The organism is Paenibacillus favisporus, assembly GCF_040545415.1.
GTDB classification, from domain to species: domain Bacteria; phylum Bacillota; class Bacilli; order Paenibacillales; family Paenibacillaceae; genus Paenibacillus_AQ; species Paenibacillus_AQ favisporus.
The window spans coordinates 590,569-612,320 of the sequence record NZ_JBEPLV010000003.1 but is presented as its reverse complement, the minus strand read 5'-3'; the positions used below and the strand labels follow the sequence as shown (position 1 = coordinate 612,320).

The following is a 21,752-nucleotide window of genomic DNA, read 5'->3' as shown; positions in this document are numbered from 1 at the left end:
CTCCACTCACCGCGATCATCGTTCCTCATGTAACACCGATAACGGAGTGTTACACTCATCATAAACCACCATCATTTCCTCTTCTGTAATGCAGATTACTAAAAAAACAAACCACCTTCAAATGAAGGCGGTTTGTGGCTGCTCTAATCCATATCTTTTGACGTTATCGCATGGTCACCTTCAGTCTATGACTTCAAAGCGCTCAGTGCCGCATCCGTCACGTGGATAAATCTTTCGCCACGTGCGATCACATGAATACGCATTTCAGGAAAGTGGTCATATACATAGTCCACGAAATATCCCGGATGCTCAGTATTCCCTGCAAAAATGTCATAATGCATCGGGATCGTCATCCCGATCCCGACGGTCTTCGCCAGTTCGGCTGCTTCCCGGTAGTCCATATTGCCGATAATGCAGCGGCTGTTCCGGAATGCGTCGCGGCCATTAATCGGGAGAAGCCCGAGGTCGATCGACTCCCCCTGAAGCCGTTCCGTCAATCCATCATAAATGACCGTATCTCCGGAATGGTACACCGTAACGCCGTTCAGTTTGATCAGATACCCGACGTAACGATGATAGCCCTGCTCATCCGTTTCCAGTTCTTCATGTGCGGCCGCGATGGGGCGTATGATCACTTCATCGCCATAATCCTTTTCCGTATCGGCGATCACGAAGCTCTCGGGGGCTACTCCCTGCCTCAATATGTCCTCACGGCAGAATGCCGGTGCCATATAGACGGTCTGCGGATTAGCCTTGGACATGTCCGCAATCGCCTCCAGATCCATATGGTCCGAATGCTCATGGGTGATCAGGCAGTAATCCGCATTCGTAATATGCTCCGGTCCGATCGGCGCCGGGTAGATACGATCCGGGTTATGGCTGACATACGGATCGATGTAAATGACCGTCTCCCCTCCCTTAATGATAAAGCTGGCTTGTCCAAGCGGCCATACCGCGACCATGCCGTACGGCACAAAGGTTTCCTCGATTTCCTGAATCAGGAGCTTGCCTTGCTTCTGTGGCTGTGACTGGCTCATGCCTTCCTCTCCCTTCCGTTACTTTTCCGGTTATACTTATCATTACATGGAGATCCCAAGTAAGCAGCGGATCTCGCTCACTTTATCCAGGTATCTTGTAACCACCCGCTCACACGGGCTAAACGCTTCTGGATCTCTCTCTAAAAAATACCGCTTTCACCGCAAACCGGGGTAAAATCAGCTGTCTGCGCCATCTCGAAGGCTGGGAAATCAGCCGGTACAGCCACTCGAGATTTAGACGCTGCCAAGCTGCCGGCGCCCGCTTCACTTTACCGCCGATGATATCCAGGCTGCCGCCGACACCGATGGCAATTTTCGCCTGCAGCTTGTCCTTATGGCTATGTATCCACTTCTCTGCCCGGGGTGCGCCCAGAGCCACGATCAGAAAGTCCGGCGCGGCATCAGCAATCTCCTGTACGATTCGCGGTTCATCTTCCGGCGTAAAAAAACCGTGATGTCTGCCGCGTATGGCGACGCCCGGATACTGCTGGCCAATGTTGATGACGGCTTGCCTGCTCGTTTCCTCATCCGCACCCAGAAAGTAAAACGACCATCCCTTCCGGTCGCCCTCCTCAAGCAGCTTAAACAGCAGATCGCAGCCGGTCACCCGCTCCGGCAGGCTGCCGCCCCGCACCCGGGAGACCATGACGATGCCGATGCCATCCGCAGTGACCAAACCCGCCTCATCGACGATTTGGCGCAGCTGCGCATCCTTTTGGCAGGACATCACGATCTCCGGATTGCCGGTAACGACGTGAAACAGCCGCTGCTCCTTTTGGTCAATCACGTCTTGAAGAAGCTCTACGCTTTGCTCCATCGTCAATTTCGGGAAAGGAATCCCCATAATGGGCACATGTTGATTCATCTTTCGACCACCTCTTCTGTATCGGCGTAAACGGAATATACAAGCACATCTTTGTTCCATTTGACGATTTGTTTTTCCAGCGTCATTCCGATCCGTTCGGCCACCCGAGCGGATGGTTTATTGCAGGCATCGGGAAGCGAAACGATTTTGCGAAGCTTCATCTGCTCAAAACCGTAGTGCTTGCAAGCCGTTGCTGCCTCAGTGGCATAGCCGTTCCCCCATACGCGCCTTGCGAACAGGTAGCCGATCTCCATTTCGCGAACCCCTTCCACAATCTGTGGAACGATGCCACACTGTCCCAGAAAATCACCGTTGATCCGGTTCTCCACGATCCATAAGCCGGCACCGCATTCCTCATAATTTCGCAGGTTCCATTCAATCCATTCCAGCGTTTCTTGGTTGTCTTTGGTGGAGGGATAGTACTTCATTGCGACGGGGTCGGCAAAAATTTGCTGCAGCAAAGGGACATCCTCCCGTCCCATTTGCCTCAGGATCAACCGGTCCGTACTGAGCACGACATCCTTCATCCAGGATCATCCCCTTATCTTTTTCACAACGCGTTAAATATCACGGTTATTAACAACACATTCCGCTTACTCTATACTGCGTGCAATAATGCGGGCCGGGGATGAATCCGCCCGGATCAGCAAAGGCAGAGCTATCATTTCAAAGGCGGTCAAAGATAGCAGCCGATCGGTGTTGGTCAGGTTTTCGGCAATGAATATCCCATGTCCAAATAAATATTTATGAACGTCGAACGGGTACTTATCCGGCGACGGCATATCCAGACAGACCATCTTCGCCTGCTTGCGTACCAGCAACTCGGCAAACGCTTGGGTCAAGACGGGATAGTCCGTAAAGTATTCCGGCTGTCCCCACAGCCTGCCATGTCCCGTATGCAGCACCACGATTTGTCCCATTCCAATCTTCTCTTCATACACAGACTTATATTCAACCGACGGTTCGTGCGAGACGTCGAGAATGCACCCGTTTCCAATGAAGCGGTCTAATGAAAATTCGTGAAGATAGCGGTCGGAATCCGTCAAATGCATCGGTCCGTCGATATGCGTGCCGGCGTGCATATTGATGGACAGTTGGTGGTTGGTATACGAATCGCTTATTAAATGCCTCGTCTGGGCAAGCACAGTTTCCTGATCCCCCGGGAAAACAGGCAGTCCATCATGGATCAGCCTGGTCAGATCAATCATCATCGGATTTGTCAGCTCCCTGTTCCTTGCGTTTACCTAATTTCTAGGCTTTTAAGGTACCCGATGAAGGGCGGCCAGCGCCTCCTCCCGGTCCTTCTTAAAGAACACATCTTCCCCCTGATTGCATTCGTAGATGAAATCCCGCAGGCTTTTGCTGGAATAAGCTTCAAAATCACCGACAATGGCAATTTTAAATTGATAGGTCCGATATTTTTGCAGGATTTCCCCTGCCAGCCCGGTTTTCAGCTCAAAAAACGCATCAGGCAAATTCGACTGATTCAGCAGCAGCTTATGGCATGGCCCCGATGGATCCCACCCAATGCCAGCCATCAGATCCAGAGCCGTCTGGACGTCGGCAATAACGGCATGAGGGTCGTCAAGAACCGCTACCTTCGAGCCGTCTTGCTCATGTATCGTATAGTTCATACTTTTTTGCCTCCTTTCCGCTATATTACCTTGTCTGAGAAGTCTGTTCCAGTCTTTTCCTACGTCTGGTCCGGCTGAACCGCTGCTTGGCGGGCGACGCGGCACACGAGTCGCATCAGTTTGCGGTGGAGCTGCGGAAACAAGGTGAATACGACATCCATGGTGCGGCGCAGCGGCATCGGGCAAACCACAGGGTCGTTCTTGTGAACGCCCTTTATCGCAATTCGGGCGAACTGCTCGGGGCTCATCATTTTCTGTTTCTGCATCTGCTTCAGAACGAGTTCTTGATCCAAATGAAGCGCTTCGCCCGTCCGATGGATCGGAGTATCCACGAAGGCGGGGCATAGAGCGCTGACATGAACGCCAAACGCTTCCGCTTCATAGTGAAGGGATGTGGTCAGTCCGACCACGGCATGTTTGGTCGCAGCATACGCAGCGGAGGTTGGCGATGGCCCCAGTCCGGTCGCCGACGCAGTATTCGCAATACAGCCGAAGCCCTGCTGCTTCATAACCCGATAGGCTGCCTGAGTTCCATGGATGACGCCCCACAAGTTGACCTGAATGATCCGGTTCCAATGATCAAGTGTCATGTGGTACAGCTCCCCGTAAATGCTGATGCCCGCATTGTTGAACATATAGTCGAGCCGCCCGAACTCCTCATACACGCTCTCGATCAGCCCTTCCACCTGATAGGCGTCCGTCACGTCCAGGTGGACGTAACGCCCTCCCCCACCCGCAGCGGTAATTCTTCGAACCGTCTCCTCGCCGCCTGCTCGGTCCACATCAGCTGCCACAACGAAAATACGCTCCCCTGCCAACGCTTCGCAAATGGCCCGGCCAATTCCCGAAGACCCTCCTGTGACAATAGCCACTTTACCCCATTCTGCCATATCCTTAACTCCTCCTCATCATTTTAACTTTAGAACAATTAGTACGATCGTTCTAATTCGCTTAAGCGTAAAACCTCATCGTTTGAGGATTCCGCTTAGAAAAAGATCGACGCTTTTTCGGAAAAGACCATGCAGCTGTTCATGCTCCATCGTGTAAATATGCTGGCACAACGCCCCCAGCAGCGTCCCGAATAAAAATGTCGTTCCTTGAAGATCGTCGATCTCAAATTCTCCGGTATCGATCCCGTATTGGAAAATGTCCGAGTATGCCTGCATCGGCGTAACCGCCAGTCCGTATAGCTGCTGGACCGTCTCCGGACTGGTCGCCGGATTCGCCGCCAGCTCCTGCCCTACCTTGAGCAGAGGGGTTTGATAATTGTTCATCACGAACGTAGACATCGCATACAATTTATCCCTGGCTGTCTTATAGTTCGGAGATACACCGGCCCACTTCTCGCCCCAAGCCCGCATGCCGTCCAGCGCGAGATAGACGAACAGCTTTTCCTTATTCTCAAAATGGTAGTACACATGGCCCTTGCTGAACCCGGAGGCTTTGGATATATCCGAGATCGAGGTTCCGGCGAACCCCTTTTGCGAAAAAAGCTGCGCAGCCTTCTCCGCAATAATCCGCCGCGTTTCTTCACTGTCATAATGTCGTTTCAAAGCGATCTACCTTTCCTTATTTACAGAACGATCGTTCTAAAGTCATCATAAGCGATGAGGCCAGTCGCTGACAAGAAATATTTGGAATGTTCAAAAAGAAGCCAAAAAGCACGGCCTAAGCCGTGCTTTTATCCTTAGAAACAGGAACCGCCTCACTCCGCCTCTGGCACACCGTTCGGGTAGACGACTACTTTCAAGCACTCGCTTTTGTGATTTAAGGCCCGCTCCATCGCTTCTTGGGTATCCTGGAGCGAATAACGGTCCGTGACCAGCGTCATCACATCGGCAATGCCGGACTCAAGGAAGCGGATGCCTTTCGGATATGTATTGGCATACCGGAATATTCCGTAAATATCGACCTCGTTATCCGCGATAAAAGGAACATTCAGCGGAATTTCATCCTGTGCCGGCAGTCCGACGACGGCCAGCTTCCCGCCCCGGCGCAGCGAGCCCAGCGCTGTTTGCAGCGCTTTGGGATTGCCTGCCGTTTCCCAAGCGACATCGACGCCCTTCCCGTCCGTCAACCGCTGAATTTCCTCCAGCGCGTCCTGCTCTGCGACGTTAATCACGTGATCCGCTCCGAGCTTTTTGGCGGCATCCAGACGCAGCGGCTCCAAATCCGTTACGATGATTTCGGCAGCACCATAAGCTTTGGCCGCGACCACGGCCATCAATCCTACCGGCCCCATACCCATGATCGCAATGGTGGATCCCGGCGTAAGCTTGCTTCTCGCCGCTGCATGGATGCCGACGGAAAACGGCTCGATCAGCGCCGCTTCCTCATAGCTCAGCGAGTCCGGGATCCGGAACACAAAATCCTGCCGGATTTTGATGTACTGGACAAAAGCCCCGTCTACCGGCGGTGTCGCCAGAAACTGCACGTCGGGACAGAGGTTATACCGCCCTTCCTTGCAGGCTTCACAGCGGCCGCAGGTCACCCCGGGCTCCACGGCTACGCGGTCTCCCACTTTGAATCCGGTTACATCTGCGCCTACGGCGGCGACATCGCCCGAGCATTCATGGCCTAGAATAATCGGCTTCTCCACGACGTACTTGCCGATTCGCCCATGCGTATAATAATGGAGGTCGGATCCGCAGATGCCGACGGCCATCACTTTGATCAACACTTCGTCTGGTGCGATGTCCGGCACCGGCACCGTTTCAATCCGGATTTGGCGTGGGCTGTGCATCACAGCGGCTTGCATCGTTTGGGGAATGCTGGAGTTCATCATCTGTGTACTTCCTTCCCTTCCTGAAATCTATTATTTTTTTATCATTGTATTATAGAAACCCGCTAATATCTATGAAAACAACGTCTGATCAACAGAAAGAATCCGCTCCCTCTTCGGGAGCGGATTCTTTCTGTGCGGCGAGATGCACCACCATGCAGAAGGAGCATAAGTCCCTTCAATCACGGCTATGTAATTGGATAACCGGACGGAAGCATGGCGGGCAAGGGCATCAGCCGTTTAGGATTCAGCAGGACCTTTGGTCCGTTTGAATAACAATGCCAGAATCAACGCCACGATGGAGAAGCCAAATCCGATGACGAACGCGTTATGCACGCCGGCTACCATCGCTTCAGCCATTTGCCCAGGCGCGGTTGGATCCGAAGAGCCCTTCAGGAAGCTGGCTTGGCCGTTGGACATGACGCTGATAAAGAAGGCCACACCAATCGCACCCGCCACCTGCTGGAGCGTATTCAAGATCGCCGTACCGTGCGGATAATACCGGGCCGGAAGCTGGTTCATTCCGTTCGTCTGCGCCGGCATCATGATCATAGAGATGGAAACCATCATACAGATATGCAGGATGAGCAGCGTGACTTTGCTCGTTTCGACCGATACCTGCGTAAAGAACCACATAATGATCACCAGAGCAGCCGTTCCCGGAATGATCAGCGCCCGTGGACCGAACTTATCAAACAGTTTACCGGTAATCGGCGAGATCAAGCCGTTGAGCAAGCTGCCCGGCAGCATCAGCAGACCGGAAGCGAACACCGTCATGCCGAGTGCGCCCTGAAACAGGAACGGCAGCAGCGACATGGAGGAGAACAGCGTCATCATCATAATGATCAACATGATCGCCGTCAGGGTAAACGCCGGGAATCTAAAGGACCGGATATCCATCAAAGGATCCTTCAGCCGGAGCTGACGAATAACGAACAGCAGCAGGGCAACCGCACCGATAATAATGGTCCAAATCACTTTGGGATGCGACCAGCCCGCTCCACCTTCACCCAGACTGCTGAAGCCATAGACGATTCCGCCGAATCCGATCGTAGACAGAATGATCGACAGAACGTCCACTTTGGGTTTGGTAGGCTGCGAGACATTTTTCAAATACACAAACGCGATGATGATCGAAATGATGGCAAACGGCAGAACCAAGTAGAACAGCCATCTCCATTCAAACGAATCCAGAATCAATCCCGACAACGTCGGTCCGATCGCTGGAGCGAACATAATAACGAGACCGATACTGCCCATGGCGGCTCCGCGTTTTTCCGGCGGATACAGAATCAGGATCGTATTCATCATGACCGGAAGCATCAAACCGCTTCCTGCGGCCTGAAGCAAACGGCCGATCAGTAGGAATTCAAAGCCCGGGGCAAAGGCACAGACAAACGTTCCCACCGTGAAAATGATCATGGCTCCCAGGAACATTTGCCTCGTCGTAAACCACTGGACCAGCAGCGCTGATGCGGGAACCAGAACGCCGACGACCAGCATGTAGCCTGTGGCCAGCCATTGCAGCGTAGAGGCCGAGACTTTGAGCTCAACCATTAATTCCGGAAAAGCGATATTGAGCAGCGTCTCATTTAAGATGGAAAAGAACGCCCCCACAATTAATGAGACTAATATAGGCAGCTTCTTGATATGGCTGATATCAGCCGGTGCAGATGCAGCTGCGGCACCTGATGGATTCATATATTCTCCCTCCTGTTTCTTGCAATATGTCTATATTTGGCATCAGCGAGCCTATTTTACCACATAACTCCATGAAAATGTTTCTTATAAATTGCTTTTTTTAAATGATTTATTATTTTAATCATTTAAGTATTATTCCACCGTTTAGAAGTTACTCGTAAGCCAGTACAGAATCGCGGCTGATGATCGTGCCTTGATGCTTCCCTTCGCACAATTCTCTCATTGAACCCGGCTTGTCAAAGTTGAATACATGAACAGGCAGATGGTAGTCCCGGGCCAGAATAAAGGCCGATTGATCCATGATTTTCAGATCGTGCCGGATGACGTCGTCATAATGCAGCGACTTGAATTTTCTGGCGGAGGGATCCGTCTTCGGATCGGCGCTCAGCACGCCATCCACACCCTGCTTGGCAACGAGGAGCGCGTCGCAGTTCACCTCGATCGCACGCTGCACCGAAGGGTAATCGGTCGTGACGTAAGGCTGGCCGTTCCCGCCGGCGAAAATGACGATATACCCTTTCTCCAGATGGTGTATGGCGCGCAAGCGAATATACGGCTCGGCCACCGAAGCGATGGGGAGCGAGGTCATGACCCGGACCTCCTTGTCCGTCTTCGCTTTAAGAACACCGCGCAGCATCAGGCTGTTGACGACGGTGGCCAGCGTGCCGATATTATCGGCCTCCGCCCTTTCGATGCCCCAGGTTTCCGCCATGTTCCCCCGAAATATGTTGCCGCCGCCGATGACCAGGGAAACCTCCACTCCCATAGACACAACGGATAAAATTTCGTCCGCAATATGCTCCAGCCGGCCCGGATCAAAGCCGAACTGGCTCGTTCCTGCCACCGCTCCGCCGCTTAGCTTAATTAACACTCTTTGGTACGCCGCCATGGATCAAACACTCCTTTCGGTTCCGAAAAAATGACTATCGTGATACGCCCACCTAGATAAATACGCTTCCTCAATATTGACCTTCGAAACATCCAAATTCCTTCAGCCAACACCGCTAATTAGAAGTCCAAAAAGAAAACACTAAAGCCGCTTATGCCTTAGTGTTCAACGCTTCCTGCCATATGCCGTTTTCTCAATAATGGAATGTATGCACCGCTTGAACACCAGGGATCCTCCTTTGAAATCCGTTTTTTACCAAGCAGATTATATCCTGAAAAGTTCGTATGAAGCAACTATGGCCGCAGAGAGGCGGTCTGGCGGAGGGGACAGACCTACCTTGTGACCCGTGAGTAGTGTCTAGGTTGTACGATAAGATGGGTTCGCAGGTTGGAGATAAGTGCGGATTTTTTTGGTTTTCTATTGTGAATTTTTCATATGTTGAAATATGGATATCAGCGGTTGTTGATTCGCTCTTTTTCCAAAGGTTGGCGTCATCGTTGACGTAAGCGTTAACGTTATAAGCAGATAGAATGAACTTAAGAAAATTAACGTTAAAGTGACGTATCGCGCCATTGTAGAAGAAAGCTTAATGTAAAAAAAGTAAACGTAAAAACTCCCGAAAAACCGGCCCAAGGCGGTATTCGGGAGCCTGACGTCAGTATCGCTATAGTTCCTGTTTGCTTAAGACAATGCCCATTACAATTGAATCGATATCTGCTTAACGCCTGCTTGTGGCGTCAAAAGTACCCCCTGCTCGGTCACGGCGGATTCGGCGCCTTCGATTTGAGCGATCTGGCTTATGCCGCGCAGAAGCAGCTTCCACGGCTTGGTTCCTTCCGCCTGGACATCGATGCGCTCCCCGTTCCGGGTTACAGCGACCTTTAATTCTTCCTTGCCGTTCGTCCCGTTCACGACGCTTGTCGTTTCCGTCCCATCCGCAAGTTCAAAAGCGTGAAGGGTCACGCCGTCCGCGTAGTCGTAATCCGGACGCTGGTCATTGTCTCCGACCGGAATGATGCTTCCGGCCCGCACCAATAGCGGAACCGTAAAGTAGTCGATCTGCCGGCTGATCCACCGGCCTCCCTCCACACTCTCTCCGGTTACGAAATCGGTCCAGCGTCCCTCCGGCACATAGTACCGTGCCAGTCCCTGGTCGTTCATGACCGGTGCGACGAGAAGCGAATCCCCGAGCATATACTGGCGGTCCAGCACATGGCAGTTCGGATCTTCGGGGAATTCCAGCACCATGGCCCGCATGACGGGCACCCCTGTTGCAGCAGTCTGCACAGCGGAACGGAACAGGTATGGCATCAGCGTGCATTTCAGCTTGGTAAAATAGCGCAATACGTCAACAGCTTCCTCGTCGAAGAGCCAAGGCACCCGGTACGACTGGTTCCCGTGCAACCGGCTGTGCGTGGACAGCATCCCGAAAGCGGTCCAGCGCTTATATAGGTCCGGTGTGGCCGTACTTTCAAAGCCGCTGATATCGTGGCTCCAGAACCCGAAGCCGCTGAGCGACAAGGACAAGCCGCCGCGAAGCGATTCGGCCATCGATGCGTATGAGGCGGAGCAGTCTCCGCCCCAATGCACCGGGAACTGCTGGCCGCCGGCCGTGGCGGAACGGGCGAACACCGCCGCTTCATTTTTACCGAGCGTCTCCTCCAGCACCTCAAATACCGTTTGGTTGTAGAGGAACGTGTAGTAGTTGTGCATTTTCACCGGATCGGAGCCGTCGTGATAAACGACGTTCGTCGGAATCCGTTCGCCGAAGTCGGTTTTGAAGCTGTCAACGCCCATGTCGAGCAGCTCCTTCAGCTTGCCCTGGTACCAGCGGACCGCTTCCCGATTGGTAAAGTCCACGAGCCCCATGCCGGACTGCCACCGGTCCCACTGCCAGACGCTGCCGTCCGGATTTTTCACCAGATAGCCGTTCTCCTTGCCTTCCTTGAACAGGTACGACTTCTGCCCGATGTATGGGTTGATCCAGACGCAGATATGAAGGCCTTTGTCTTTCAGCCGCCGCAGCATCCCTTGCGGGTCCGGGAACACGTCGGGATCCCATTTGAAATCGCACCACTGGAACTCCTTCATCCAGAAGCAGTCAAAATGGAACACATGCAGCGGAATGTCCCGCTCGAGCATGCCGTCCACAAAACTGTTGACTGTGTCCTCGTCATAGCTGGTCGTAAACGAAGTCGTCAGCCACAGGCCGAAAGACCAGGCAGGCGGAAGCGCCGGTTTCCCGGTCAAGGCCGTATAGTTTTGCAGAACCTCTTTCAGATTGGATCCGCCGATGATGTAATACTTCAGCTTTTCGCCGGGAACGCTGAACTGCACCTTCGAGACGTTTTCGGACCCGACTTCATAAGAAACGCGCTCCGGATGATCCACGAACACGCCGTATCCTTCGCTTGACACGTAGAACGGAATGTTCTTGTAGGCCTGCTCGCTGCTGGTCCCCCCGTCTTCGTTCCATAGATCCACGACCTGACCGTTTTTCACAAAAGGCGTAAACCGTTCCCCAAACCCGTACACGTATTCGCCGACCCCCAGGTCCAGCTGCTCCCTCATATATACATCCGCCGATTCGGAGGATTTGATGTAAGCCGGGCCTTTATAGCCGGTGCCGGTGAGGCGGCGTCCGTCATAAGCATACGCGACGTTCCACCCCTCGTCCGGGCGAACGGTGGCAGTCAACTTGCCGCTGGTGAGGGTCACGGCGCCGTCGCGCTTCTCGATCTGGACTTTCAGATCCGGCTGCTTGTAGATTTGGAAGGCCGGTCCTTTGTCGTCCATGCCGTCATGATGGATGTATTCCACGCAGATGACGTTCTCCATCGGGGAAGAATAACGGACCGTAAGCAGCGTCGTATTCAGCGTATCGCCTTTGTGGACGATTTTTTTGGTGGACGCATACACCGTCATTTCGTCTTGCCCGGTCTCAATATCCCTTACCTCAACCGGATACAATACCTGCAGCCCCTGCCGCACATGCCAATAGCCGTCTGTAAATTTCATAGTGGGTCTCTCTCCTATCTATATCTTCTATTAAAATTCGTCAGTCTTTCATCGAACCGGCGGTAATGCCGCCTACGACGTAGCGCTGCAGGCCGATGAAAATGATAATGATCGGAAGCGCAGCCAGCGTGGCGACCGCCATCAGGTTGTTCCACTCCGTGCCGTACTGCCCGATAAAGCGGTACAGTCCAAGCGTCAGCGGACGAACGCTGTCCTCGGTCGTCAAGGTTAGGCCGAAGATGAAGTCGCCCCAGCCGAAAAGGAAGCAGAACACCGCGACTGTCATCATGCCAGGCACAACGAGCGGCAGAATGATTCGGGTGAACGCCGTAAACTGGTTGCAGCCGTCAATCTTCGCCGCTTCCTCCAGCCCTTTGGGCAGTGCCATGAACGACGGCCGGAGGACAAGGACGGCAAACGGCAGCGCATGGATCATGTCCGCCAGGATGAGCCCGAAGTAGCTGTTCACGAGATGAACCTTCGAGAACATGATGAACAGCGGCATCGCCATCATAATACCGGGCAGCATCTGGATCGCGAGCAGCAGAATCATGATCAGCGATTTGCCTTTCAGATCCAGTCTCGCCAGTGCATACGCCGCGGGCGTGGCGAACAGCAGCGACATGATCATCGTCCCGATGGCGATAATAAAGCTGTTGCCGATATACCGGAGCATATCCGTGTTGTGAATGAAGTTGTCATAGTAAGCCGTAAAGGTCGCGTTCAGCACGCCAAAATGGGGCGGTGACGAGAACAGGTCCGTAATTGGGGTTATCGACGTTTTGACCATCCAATAGACGGGAAACAAAAACAACAGGGTGATGACGGCACCGATCACAGTCATGCCGGCGCCCTTCCATTGAGCTCGCTGGTTCATCATGCAGCCTCCTCCTTACTGGACATCCGGAGATAGATCACGGCCAGCACGGTAAGAATCGCGAACATGATCATCGATACCGATGCGCCCTGGCTGAACTGGAATTTGGTGAAGGACAGCTGGTAGGCGTAAATCGGCAGGACGTTTGACGAGTTCACCGGTCCGCCCGCCGTCATGATGAAGATCATGTCAAACACCTTGAACGTATTGATGATCCCCAGCATGAGTAAAATCAGAATCGTCGGTCGCATGAGCGGCAGCGTAATGTGGCGGAACTGCAGCATTTTCCCCGCGCCGTCCAGCTTGGCCGCCTCATACAGCTGCTCCGGCAGCCCTTGAAGTCCGGACAGCAGGATGATCATGTTGAACGGAATGCCGACCCAGATGTTGGCGACGATCGTGGAAAGCAGCGCCGTACCGTTTTCGCTAAGCCAGCTGTGCGGCTCGTGAATGATCCCGAGGCTTTGCAGAATGTAGTTAACGACCCCGTAGTCGCCGTTCAGCATCCATTGGAATACCGAGGCCGTGATGACGACCGGAAGCATCCAGGCGAGCAGCATGAGCGAACGCATCAGGCCCCGGCCCGGGAAACTGCGGTTGAAGAACAGGGCCAGCGCAAAGCCGATCGAAAACTGAAACACGAGGCTGAGAACGGTGAACAATACCGAGTTTCCGAGCGCGGTGTAAAAGACCGGATCTTTGAATGTCTTGATATAGCTTGCCAGACCCGCAAAAGCATGATGCCCCTTAAAGTTGTATACCGTCACATTTTGAAAGCTGAGAATCAGGTTGTACACGATCGGGAAAACAATGAACACCAGCAGGAACAGGATGACGGGCAGAACGAACAAATACCGGGTCCATGCTGTACTTCTTAAACGCTTGGACGTTCTCGGCGCTGCCGCGGGATAGGATTGGTCTGACATAGGGTTCCTCCTCCTTCTCAATATTTAGGGTGCAAGCGGTTTGATCTTGCCGGCGGCCGTTTGAACGGCCTGTTCGGGAGAAGCCTGCCCGGTCAGTACCTGCTGAAGCATCGTCTGGATCGCTTCGGAAATTCCCGCATAATCCGGGCCGTAAGCACGTGCTTTGGCCACCTCCATCGCATCCGCAAACACCTTCATCTGCGGATCCTTCTGCCAGAACGGGTCCTGCAGCAAATCTTTGCGGCTCGGCAGACGGCCGTTGGTCTGCAGAAGCTTCTTCAGCCGGTCCGGCTCGTTGGCGAAACGAATGACGTCAAAGGCAGCATCCTTATGCTTGGAGGCTGCAGAGATCGCCCAGTTTTCTCCTCCGAGTACAGTCGCTCCCGTTTTGCCCTTCGGCAGCGGCACGACGCCCCAATTGACTTTGCCTTCCTTCTGCAGGAACGGGATCTGCCACGTTCCGTTCACCATCATCGCCACTTTGCCTGCGGCGAACTGCGTCGCGGTGTCGGATTGCTTCTGCGTGATCACTTCCCTGGACATGTAGTTGTTTTTAGCCATATAGTCATACAGGTTTACCGCATCGAGCGTGCCCTGACTATCAAAGTTGGGAACGTCCGATCCGGCCTGCAGCAGGAACGGTAAAAACTGAAACGTCCCTTCTTCCGTCTTCACCGCACTGACCGCGAAACCGTATACATTTTTCTTGGTAAGCAGCTTGGCGTCTTCCTTCAGCTCATCCCAGTTGGTGGGCGGCTTGATGCCCGCTTCATCAAACAACTCTTTGTTATAAAACAGCGCCAGGTTGTTGCTTCCGACCGGAACCCCGTAATTTTTGCCGTCGTACACCGTGGACGACCATGGTCCGTCATAATATTGATCCGCCTGTCCCCACGCTTTGACCTCCGCGGTAATGTCGGCCAAAATGCCGGCAGCGGCAAACGTCTGATGGTCTGCGCTGTCGATCCATACGATATCCGGCCCCTGATTGCCGATCGAACCAAGCAAAAGCTTGTTTTTGATATCGGAAGATGATACGTATGTGCGTTTGATTTTCACATTCGGATGGGCCTTCTCATATTCGCTGATGATGTTGTTGATCGCGGTTACGCTGCCATCCGTCGTCATCGTATCCCACCAGGTCAGGGTGACTTTTCCCGAATCGTTACCGGAACCTGCAGAGCAGGCGGTCAGCGTCAAGGCAAACAGCGAAAAGGCGAGAAAGAGCGCTTTCATTTTGCCGCGCATAAGCATGTCCTCCTTACGAAATGATCTAGTATTTAGGCTTTCTTGATTATAAAAATCACAAAATGATGTACGTACATCATTTTATTCGTGAGAAGCACGGCATCCTATACCCTTAGATATAGTACCGTGCATTCTCCCTCGTAACCAGTTCCAACTTGGAGATGTTCTCCCGCAAATTCACCTTCTCGCCGCTGGCCGTATGGTTAAAAAGCGTCTTGACCGCCAAATAGCCCTGGTTTACCGGGTCCTGGCAGATCGTCGCCGTGACCGTGCCGCGGTCCAGATCCTGATAAATATCCTCCGTCATGTCATGGCCGATCAGAGCCACGGTGCCGCCAAGACCCGCTTCTTCCAGATGGCGCGCAATGACATGCAGCTTGGCGCTCGTGACATAAATGCCGTCGACCTGCCGGAAGTACTCGCCAAAGCGGTCCGGATGATCGTATTCCTCATGCTTCAGCTTCAGCGGCAGAGCCATTTCGATGTTCCCCTGCTCGGCAATGACTTCCCGGAAGCCGGTAATTTTCTGCTGCATCTGAAACGTAGTCGCCGAGGGCAGGCTGCTGGCATCCGATGTGATGAGTCCGGCTCGGCCGCCCTTTCCGATCAGCTTGCACAGCATGTCAGCAGCGAGTCTTCCGGCGATCCGATAGTCGCAGCCCACGTAAAACAGTCGCTTGCTGAGCGGCGCATCGTTATTGAATGTGCATACCGCCATTCCTTTATCGATCGCCTGGTCTATGGGATCCTCCATCTGCTGGGAGTCGTTGGGAGACAAGGCCAGCGCATCGTAGGCGCCGCTGTCCACGATCTCCTGCACGATCTGTCTCTGCTTCTCCGTGTCGTAGCTCTCCGATTTGAAAATTTCAATCCGAAGGCCGTAATCCCGCAGTTCCTCATACGCAAGGCGGATGCCGCGCTCAATCTGTGTCCAGAAATAATCCGGATGCTCCGGAAACACAATCGCAAAGGAAATTTCAGTCCCCCGTGACAGGAATCTCGCCGATTTGTTCGGCGTGTATTCCAGTTCCTCCAGCTTCTCCATAACCTTCCGGTACGTCTCCGGCTTCACATTGCCGCGGTTGTTGAGGACCCGGTCCAGCGTGGCGACCGAGATGCCCAATTGCTGGGCGATTCCTTTTAACGTCAGTCTTTTATGATCCTTCATAAGTATACCTCTTGTCTTATTCTGCAGAATGAAAGACGTTTGATCTTTCAGGCAGGTTTATTGTAACTCCGCGGCTTCCCGCGTGTCAACGCTTTCATGATGGTTTAGAACAAAAAATGATGTTCGATAATCATTCTATCTCTTCTGGTCCTTCGAATCGCCATCCTCTTTGCGCCAGCCGGGATCATGGTTATTTAACTTACAACCTCCCGTTGTACCAATGCAAAAAGGGATCTCCGCATGAATCCCGGAAGTCCCCTGTTGGCTTACAAATTCAACTGATATCGTTAGTTAGCCGGGCTCTGCTATGGAGAACGACGTTAAGATCCGGTCGTAATCATCCAGCGGATGCCAAACTTATCTTCCAATTGGCCGAATAAAGAACCCCAAAAAGCCGGTTTGATCGGGTCGCGAACCGTTCCGCCTTCAGACAGTTTCTCAAATGCAGCATACGCTTCCGGCTCCTGTTCAAATTCCAGTACCAGGTTGATCGCTGTTCCTTGCTGCACCGGTTCGAATACCGCGTCTGACATTAGAATATTCACGCCGGCGGCAACCAGGCTCAAGTGCAACACCTTATCTTTGTGTTCTTCCGTAGCGTGAGGCAATTCCCCATGGGTCTGTACCGATACAATTTCTCCTCCGAGCGCCTGAACATAAAACTCGGCCTGTGCTCTGGCATCCTCAGAAAAAATGTAAGTCATGTGCTTGGCCATCGTCATTCATCCTTTCCTGTAATGGTTCATTTAGAAGCAGGAATGGTACCCTTGACACGTGACATGGCCGCGGATGAATATATGCTTGTCCCTTCCAAGAAAACAAGCCGCAGCCGAAAAATCTCGGGATTACGGAGTCCGAAAAGGCGCAACATTGTATGAATCGTTATGTACATGGATAACTTCCTGCCCCGCTGTCTCTACTATAACACCGCGATCAGGAACGGATTTCTTACCGATTGCTGAGTTGACTGTTGATATGAAGAAAATTGTTCATCAACAGAGGCAGCGATATTAGGATGGGCGGATCGTCCGGATGCGGAACCCGCATGTTTACCCGTTGAAACGGAACCGATTTATCAGGACCGACGACGATCGGGACCTTATGTTTAGCGCGAAGCGTCGTTTGGGGCACCAGAAAATCGGCAGCCCTCATTCCCCATGAGACCGAAGTCGCTAATAAATAGTAGGTTCCAGGCTTCACGCCGGTAAACCGGAATCGACGTGCCGCCGAAGAGATAAGCGTACCGTAAGGTGGCAGTCCTTCAGGGATCGGTTTGGCGAACAATCCAATGAGGATGACCCCTTCGAACGGTACCTCGAAGGATATGGACCCCTCCACGGTTCCCACAGGTGACGTCAAAACCGGCAGATCATACCAGCTTTCGAGCGCTTTGAGAGAGTTTAAATGGTTGTCCGCGATGTCCATGGAATTGCGGAATAGGGAAGGTGTAACCCCAACCTTTTCCGTAAACCGGGAAGTAAACGTGCCGAGGCTCTGCTGGCCGATTTCCAGGCTGATGTCACGAATGCTTAGATTGGTGCTCAGCAGCAGCTCTTTGGCTCGATGCAGCCTTAGTGATGATACGTAATAGAGCGGCGGAAGCCCCATCCGCGCTTTGAAAATCCGGGCAAAATGGTACGGGCTGTACCCTGCATACTTCGCCAGCATGTTCAGCTCCAGCGGTTCATCCAGCCGGTTCTGAATATAGGCAATGACTCCATCCAGTTCAGGAAACTTGTTGGTCATACCTTACCTCCCTTGAGTCCCGGATGGATGCGGGCGCGATGAGCATGGGCCAACCCTCGCCAAACCAGGAACAACTGTTCCCGTTTATATTACCATATTCTACCCTTCAAATAAAAGACAAATTTCAGTTTTTGGACAACGAAGTTTCCTCTTCTTTCGCAGTTTGATCCATTTCTGTCGCAAGGCCGATGTCCTTGTTGTTCAGAATGTTATCCTCAAGCACGGCAAACTTGTCACCATACTCTTTAATAATATGATGCTCCCCCCACGCGCAAAGGGAATCCAGAATCGGCTGCAGGCTCCAGCCGTATTCGCTCAGCTCATACTCCACTTTCGGCGGAACCTGATGATAGATGATGCGGTTTACGATTCCGTCGTCCTCCAGCTCACGAAGCTGCTGGGTCAGCATTTTCTGTGTGATGGACGGCATCAGCCGCCGCAGATCGCTTGTCCGCTTCTTTCCATGCGTCAAGTGGCACAAAATCACACACTTCCATTTGCCGCCGATCACTTCCAGCGTCGCTTCAACCGAAATGTTATATTTCTTTTTTTCCATCCAAGACCCTCCTCGATATCTATGGGCACTTTTTGGTGCCTATCGTACTAAAAAGTACGTACTGTTCAAATTTACTTCACGGGTACATAATAACATTCACCGGCCGGTAATGACTACCCTGTAGCTTGATCGCAGCATCAAATAGATAGAACAACATATATAGGAGTGAGATCATACCATGTCTTTGGATAAAAAACGCGCAACCTTTGCCTTATTAGCTTTAGCCATCAGCGCGTTCGCGATTGGTACCACTGAATTTATCAGTGTGGGGCTGCTTCCCCTGATCGCCAATGACCTGCACATTTCGGTAACCCTTGCCGGGTTGACCGTTACGTTATATGCGCTCGGTGTCACCTTTGGAGCGCCGATTCTGACCTCTTTAACGTCAGGTGTGCCGCGCAAAATTCTGCTTATCGGCATCATGCTGGTATTCATTGTCGGCAACAGTCTGGCGGCCGCATCCACCGGGATCGGTCTGCTGCTTACGGCGCGCATCATTTCGGCCTTGTCCCACGGCGTGTTTATGTCGATCGGGTCAACGATTGCCGCCGATCTCGTCGCGGAAAACCGCAGGGCCAGCGCCATTTCCATCATGTTCTCCGGACTGACGGTGGCGACCGTCACCGGGGTGCCGCTGGGAACATTCATTGGTCAGCAGCTCGGCTGGAGAGCCGCGTTTATGGCGATCGTGATCGTCGGCGTTATCGCGCTGATTGCCAACCTGATCCTTGTACCGGGCAACTTGCGCAAAGGCGTCCGGACGCCCGTCCGCGATCAGGTCAAAATTGTGGCGAACGGCCGCCTGCTGCTTGCTTTTCTGATTACTGCGCTTGGCTATGGAGGAACCTTTGTGGTATTTACCTACCTGTCGCCGCTGCTGCATGATGTTACGGGCTTTAAAGAATCAACCGTCGCCCTGATCCTGCTGCTCTACGGCATCGCCATTGCCATTGGTAATGTGATCGGAGGCAAAGCGGCCAACCGCAGGCCTTTATCCGCCTTATTGTATATGTTCCTGATCCAGGCGGTCATTTTGCTTCTTCTCACATTCACGGCTCCGTTTAAGGTCGCCGGGCTGATTACGATCTTCGGCATGGGGCTCCTTGCTTTCATGAACGTGCCTGGACTTCAGGTATACGTCGTAATGCTTGCGGAACGGTTTGCGCCGAAGGCCGTCGACGTCGCTTCGTCCGTGAACATTGCTGCATTTAACGCCGGCATAGCGCTCGGCGCGTATTTGGGCGGAATCGTGACCGATCATCTCGGACTGATTCATACCGCATGGATCGGCTCAATCATGGTTGCGGCAGCCGTTCTGCTCACCTGGTGGAGCCGGGCCCTCGAACGCAAGGATACGGCGTCATCCGTTAGTGACAACAACATGCTCAGTGCGTAAACCTGATCCTTTTTTAGCTATCGTATCTAATGCGGATAAGTTCTATTCAGTTCCGGTAATGATAAGCGAATGGGTTTCGAATTGCGGAGGTAACACAAATTTATATCATGACAAACAACATCTAGGAGGCAATTTATAATGACTCAACATGTACAAAGCAAAACCCGATTGAATAACGGCATCGAAATGCCTTGGCTGGGCCTGGGCGTCTTCAAAGTGGAGGAAGGCAGCGAGCTCGTCGAGGCGGTGAAGGCCGCTGTGAAGCACGGTTACCGGAGCATCGACACCGCTGCGGTTTATGCCAACGAAACGAGCGTTGGTCAGGGAATCCGCGAAGCGCTGGCCGATAACGGACTGAAGCGGGAAGACCTTTTCATTACTTCAAAAGTGTGGAACGCAGACCTCGGTTACGAATCGACCATCGCCGCCTACGAGACAAGCCTGAATAAGCTGGGTCTCGACTATCTGGATCTGTACTTGATCCACTGGCCGGTTGCCGGCAAATATAAAGAGGCGTGGAGAGCGTTAGAGCAGCTGTACAAGGACGGCCGCGTCAAATCCATCGGCGTCAGCAACTTCCAAGTACACCACCTGGAAGATTTAATGAAGGATGCGGAAATCGTACCGGTCATCAACCAGGTTGAATTCCATCCGATGCTGACCCAGAAAGAGCTTCGCGACTTCACGAAGCAGCACAACATTCAGCTGGAGGCGTGGTCTCCGCTGATGCAGGGCGAGCTGCTGAACCATCCGCTGCTGAAAGAACTCGCGGACAAATACGGCAAGTCCATCGCCCAGGTGATCCTCCGTTGGGACCTGCAGCATGGCGTCGTGACCATCCCCAAATCGACGAAAGAGCACCGTATCGTCGAAAATGCATCGCTGTTTGATTTTGAACTGTCCCGGGAAGATATGGACCGGATTGACGGTCTCAACGAGAACCGCCGCGTGGGTCCTGATCCGGACAACTTCGATTTCTAATTCTGCATTATCATTCTGCCATACGAAAACGCCATCCCTCCGGATTCGGAAGGATGGCGTTTTTTAAATTCTATCGTTTTTGAACACAGTTCAAACCATGCTCTGGAGCTACACGCGGTCTCTAAGAATGTATCCTTGCTCCGGCAGCACCTGCATAAAACCTTCCAAACCATTGACTTCCGCTGCGGCCGGCATTTCCGAGCCCAGGAACAACACGTTCCGTTCTGCATCCCGTTCCCCTTCTGTCAAGGCGAATGCTCGAACTGAAGCAAATACCTGCTCCATTGTGGTATGAATGGCACTTAGCACGGGGTCACGCTGCAGCTTGCCTGCTGCGTTCATGATCAGCATCCCGCCTGCCCTCAGCTTTTGTCGGGCCAACGCAAAAAAATCCTCGGTCGTCAGATGATGAGGCGTCCCTTCGCGTGTAAACGCGTCTAAGATCACATAATCGAAGGTGCCGTCGGCCTGCTGCTCCAACAGGGCCCTTCCGTCTCCGATCTCGACATTGTTCCAGCCGTATTGAAAATAGCTTCTGCTCAGCTCTACGATATCCGAGTTGACCTCGGCCACGAGGCATTGATCTTCGCGAAATTGGCCGGCAATCGTTCCAATTCCGTGTCCGATCATAAAAATCCTGCCGGTTTCGGGCGTCCGCTCACGAATTAGCCGGACAATTTCGCGCGGATACTCCAGCACGATGCGGTCCGGATCCCGGAGGTCGATGGCACCTTGAACCGCGTTGTCTCCAAATTGAAGTACACGGAAGCGGCCTGTTTGACCAAACAGCTCATGCGCTTCGTAGACGACGATTTCCTGACTTCCGTTCGATTTTCTCGCTAATTCGTACAATTCCGTCTTCTCCTTTCCTACCGAAAAAAAGGCCATCGTCTTCTCAGACAATGGCCTTCTTCCGGCAAATCGCGTC

General features: G+C 52.8%; 21 protein-coding genes. 2 read left to right on the top strand and 19 right to left on the bottom strand.

Going from position 1 to position 21,752, the window contains the following annotated elements; all coding sequences use genetic code 11:
• Positions 1-185: 185 nt before the first annotated feature.
• From ABID47_RS15950 to ABID47_RS15865, 18 genes are all read right to left on the bottom strand, one after another.
• On the bottom strand, positions 186-1,037 hold the full coding sequence (locus ABID47_RS15950; RefSeq protein ID WP_354498093.1) for an MBL fold metallo-hydrolase: 852 nt from the start codon (positions 1,035-1,037) through the stop codon (positions 186-188).
• Between the two features lie 118 nt (positions 1,038-1,155).
• Entirely contained in the window at positions 1,156-1,902 is a 747-nt protein-coding gene (locus ABID47_RS15945; protein WP_354498091.1) for a WecB/TagA/CpsF family glycosyltransferase, read from the bottom strand.
• On the bottom strand, positions 1,899-2,429 hold the full coding sequence (locus ABID47_RS15940) for a GNAT family N-acetyltransferase (protein ID WP_354498089.1): 531 nt from the start codon (positions 2,427-2,429) through the stop codon (positions 1,899-1,901). The genes ABID47_RS15945 and ABID47_RS15940 overlap by 4 nt, the downstream gene beginning before the upstream one ends.
• Before the next feature lie 66 nt (positions 2,430-2,495).
• A complete protein-coding gene (locus ABID47_RS15935) occupies positions 2,496-3,113 on the bottom strand; it encodes a cyclase family protein (protein WP_354498087.1) in 618 nt (205 codons plus the stop codon).
• A 48-nt stretch (positions 3,114-3,161) separates the two neighbouring features.
• Positions 3,162-3,536 (bottom strand): DUF4180 domain-containing protein, encoded by a 375-nt coding sequence (locus tag ABID47_RS15930; protein ID WP_354498085.1) that lies wholly within the window; start codon positions 3,534-3,536, stop codon positions 3,162-3,164.
• Between the two features lie 59 nt (positions 3,537-3,595).
• Positions 3,596-4,426, bottom strand: a complete 831-nt coding sequence (locus ABID47_RS15925; RefSeq protein ID WP_354498083.1) for an SDR family NAD(P)-dependent oxidoreductase — start codon at positions 4,424-4,426, stop codon at positions 3,596-3,598.
• 75 nt (positions 4,427-4,501) lie between these two features.
• Positions 4,502-5,089: a TetR/AcrR family transcriptional regulator gene (locus tag ABID47_RS15920; protein WP_116230905.1), complete on the bottom strand. Its 588-nt coding sequence runs from the start codon at positions 5,087-5,089 to the stop codon at positions 4,502-4,504.
• A 152-nt stretch (positions 5,090-5,241) separates the two neighbouring features.
• Positions 5,242-6,318, bottom strand: a complete 1,077-nt coding sequence (locus ABID47_RS15915) for an NAD(P)-dependent alcohol dehydrogenase (RefSeq protein ID WP_145134334.1) — start codon at positions 6,316-6,318, stop codon at positions 5,242-5,244.
• A 240-nt stretch (positions 6,319-6,558) separates the two neighbouring features.
• Positions 6,559-8,019 (bottom strand): MDR family MFS transporter, encoded by a 1,461-nt coding sequence (locus ABID47_RS15910; RefSeq protein ID WP_354498080.1) that lies wholly within the window; start codon positions 8,017-8,019, stop codon positions 6,559-6,561.
• Between the two features lie 151 nt (positions 8,020-8,170).
• Positions 8,171-8,908, bottom strand: a complete 738-nt coding sequence (pyrH, locus tag ABID47_RS15905) for a UMP kinase (protein ID WP_354498078.1) — start codon at positions 8,906-8,908, stop codon at positions 8,171-8,173.
• A gap of 696 nt (positions 8,909-9,604) precedes the next feature.
• The gene (gene yicI, locus ABID47_RS15900) at positions 9,605-11,926 is read right to left on the bottom strand and encodes an alpha-xylosidase (RefSeq protein WP_354498076.1); all 2,322 of its coding nucleotides are present in this window, start codon (positions 11,924-11,926) and stop codon (positions 9,605-9,607) included.
• 40 nt (positions 11,927-11,966) lie between these two features.
• Positions 11,967-12,806 (bottom strand): carbohydrate ABC transporter permease, encoded by an 840-nt coding sequence (locus ABID47_RS15895; protein WP_244169174.1) that lies wholly within the window; start codon positions 12,804-12,806, stop codon positions 11,967-11,969.
• On the bottom strand, positions 12,803-13,729 hold the full coding sequence (locus ABID47_RS15890; RefSeq protein ID WP_354498074.1) for a carbohydrate ABC transporter permease: 927 nt from the start codon (positions 13,727-13,729) through the stop codon (positions 12,803-12,805). Before ABID47_RS15890 ends, ABID47_RS15895 begins: the two co-directional genes overlap by 4 nt.
• 24 nt (positions 13,730-13,753) lie before the next feature.
• The gene (locus ABID47_RS15885) at positions 13,754-14,977 is read right to left on the bottom strand and encodes a sugar ABC transporter substrate-binding protein (protein ID WP_354498072.1); all 1,224 of its coding nucleotides are present in this window, start codon (positions 14,975-14,977) and stop codon (positions 13,754-13,756) included.
• A 112-nt stretch (positions 14,978-15,089) separates the two neighbouring features.
• The gene (locus ABID47_RS15880; protein WP_354498069.1) at positions 15,090-16,145 is read right to left on the bottom strand and encodes a LacI family DNA-binding transcriptional regulator; all 1,056 of its coding nucleotides are present in this window, start codon (positions 16,143-16,145) and stop codon (positions 15,090-15,092) included.
• A 320-nt stretch (positions 16,146-16,465) separates the two neighbouring features.
• Entirely contained in the window at positions 16,466-16,861 is a 396-nt protein-coding gene (locus tag ABID47_RS15875) for a VOC family protein (RefSeq protein ID WP_354498067.1), read from the bottom strand.
• A 232-nt stretch (positions 16,862-17,093) separates the two neighbouring features.
• A complete protein-coding gene (locus ABID47_RS15870; protein WP_354498065.1) occupies positions 17,094-17,891 on the bottom strand; it encodes a helix-turn-helix transcriptional regulator in 798 nt (265 codons plus the stop codon).
• Between the two features lie 124 nt (positions 17,892-18,015).
• Positions 18,016-18,447 (bottom strand): winged helix-turn-helix transcriptional regulator, encoded by a 432-nt coding sequence (locus ABID47_RS15865; RefSeq protein WP_354498063.1) that lies wholly within the window; start codon positions 18,445-18,447, stop codon positions 18,016-18,018.
• A 178-nt stretch (positions 18,448-18,625) separates the two neighbouring features.
• Between ABID47_RS15865 and ABID47_RS15860 the strand changes: the two genes are divergently transcribed.
• Both ABID47_RS15860 and ABID47_RS15855 read left to right on the top strand, forming a co-directional pair.
• Positions 18,626-19,843, top strand: a complete 1,218-nt coding sequence (locus ABID47_RS15860; RefSeq protein ID WP_354498061.1) for an MFS transporter — start codon at positions 18,626-18,628, stop codon at positions 19,841-19,843.
• Positions 19,844-19,981: 138 nt separating this feature from the next.
• Positions 19,982-20,824 carry an aldo/keto reductase gene (locus ABID47_RS15855; protein ID WP_354498059.1) on the top strand — a complete coding sequence of 281 codons (843 nt, stop codon included), beginning with the start codon at positions 19,982-19,984 and terminating at the stop codon, positions 20,822-20,824.
• Positions 20,825-20,932: 108 nt separating this feature from the next.
• Here the strand turns inward: ABID47_RS15855 and ABID47_RS15850 are convergent, their stop codons facing one another.
• Complete coding sequence (locus ABID47_RS15850; RefSeq protein WP_354498057.1) at positions 20,933-21,676, bottom strand: spermidine synthase; 744 nt, start codon at positions 21,674-21,676, stop codon at positions 20,933-20,935.
• Positions 21,677-21,752: the final 76 nt, after the last annotated feature.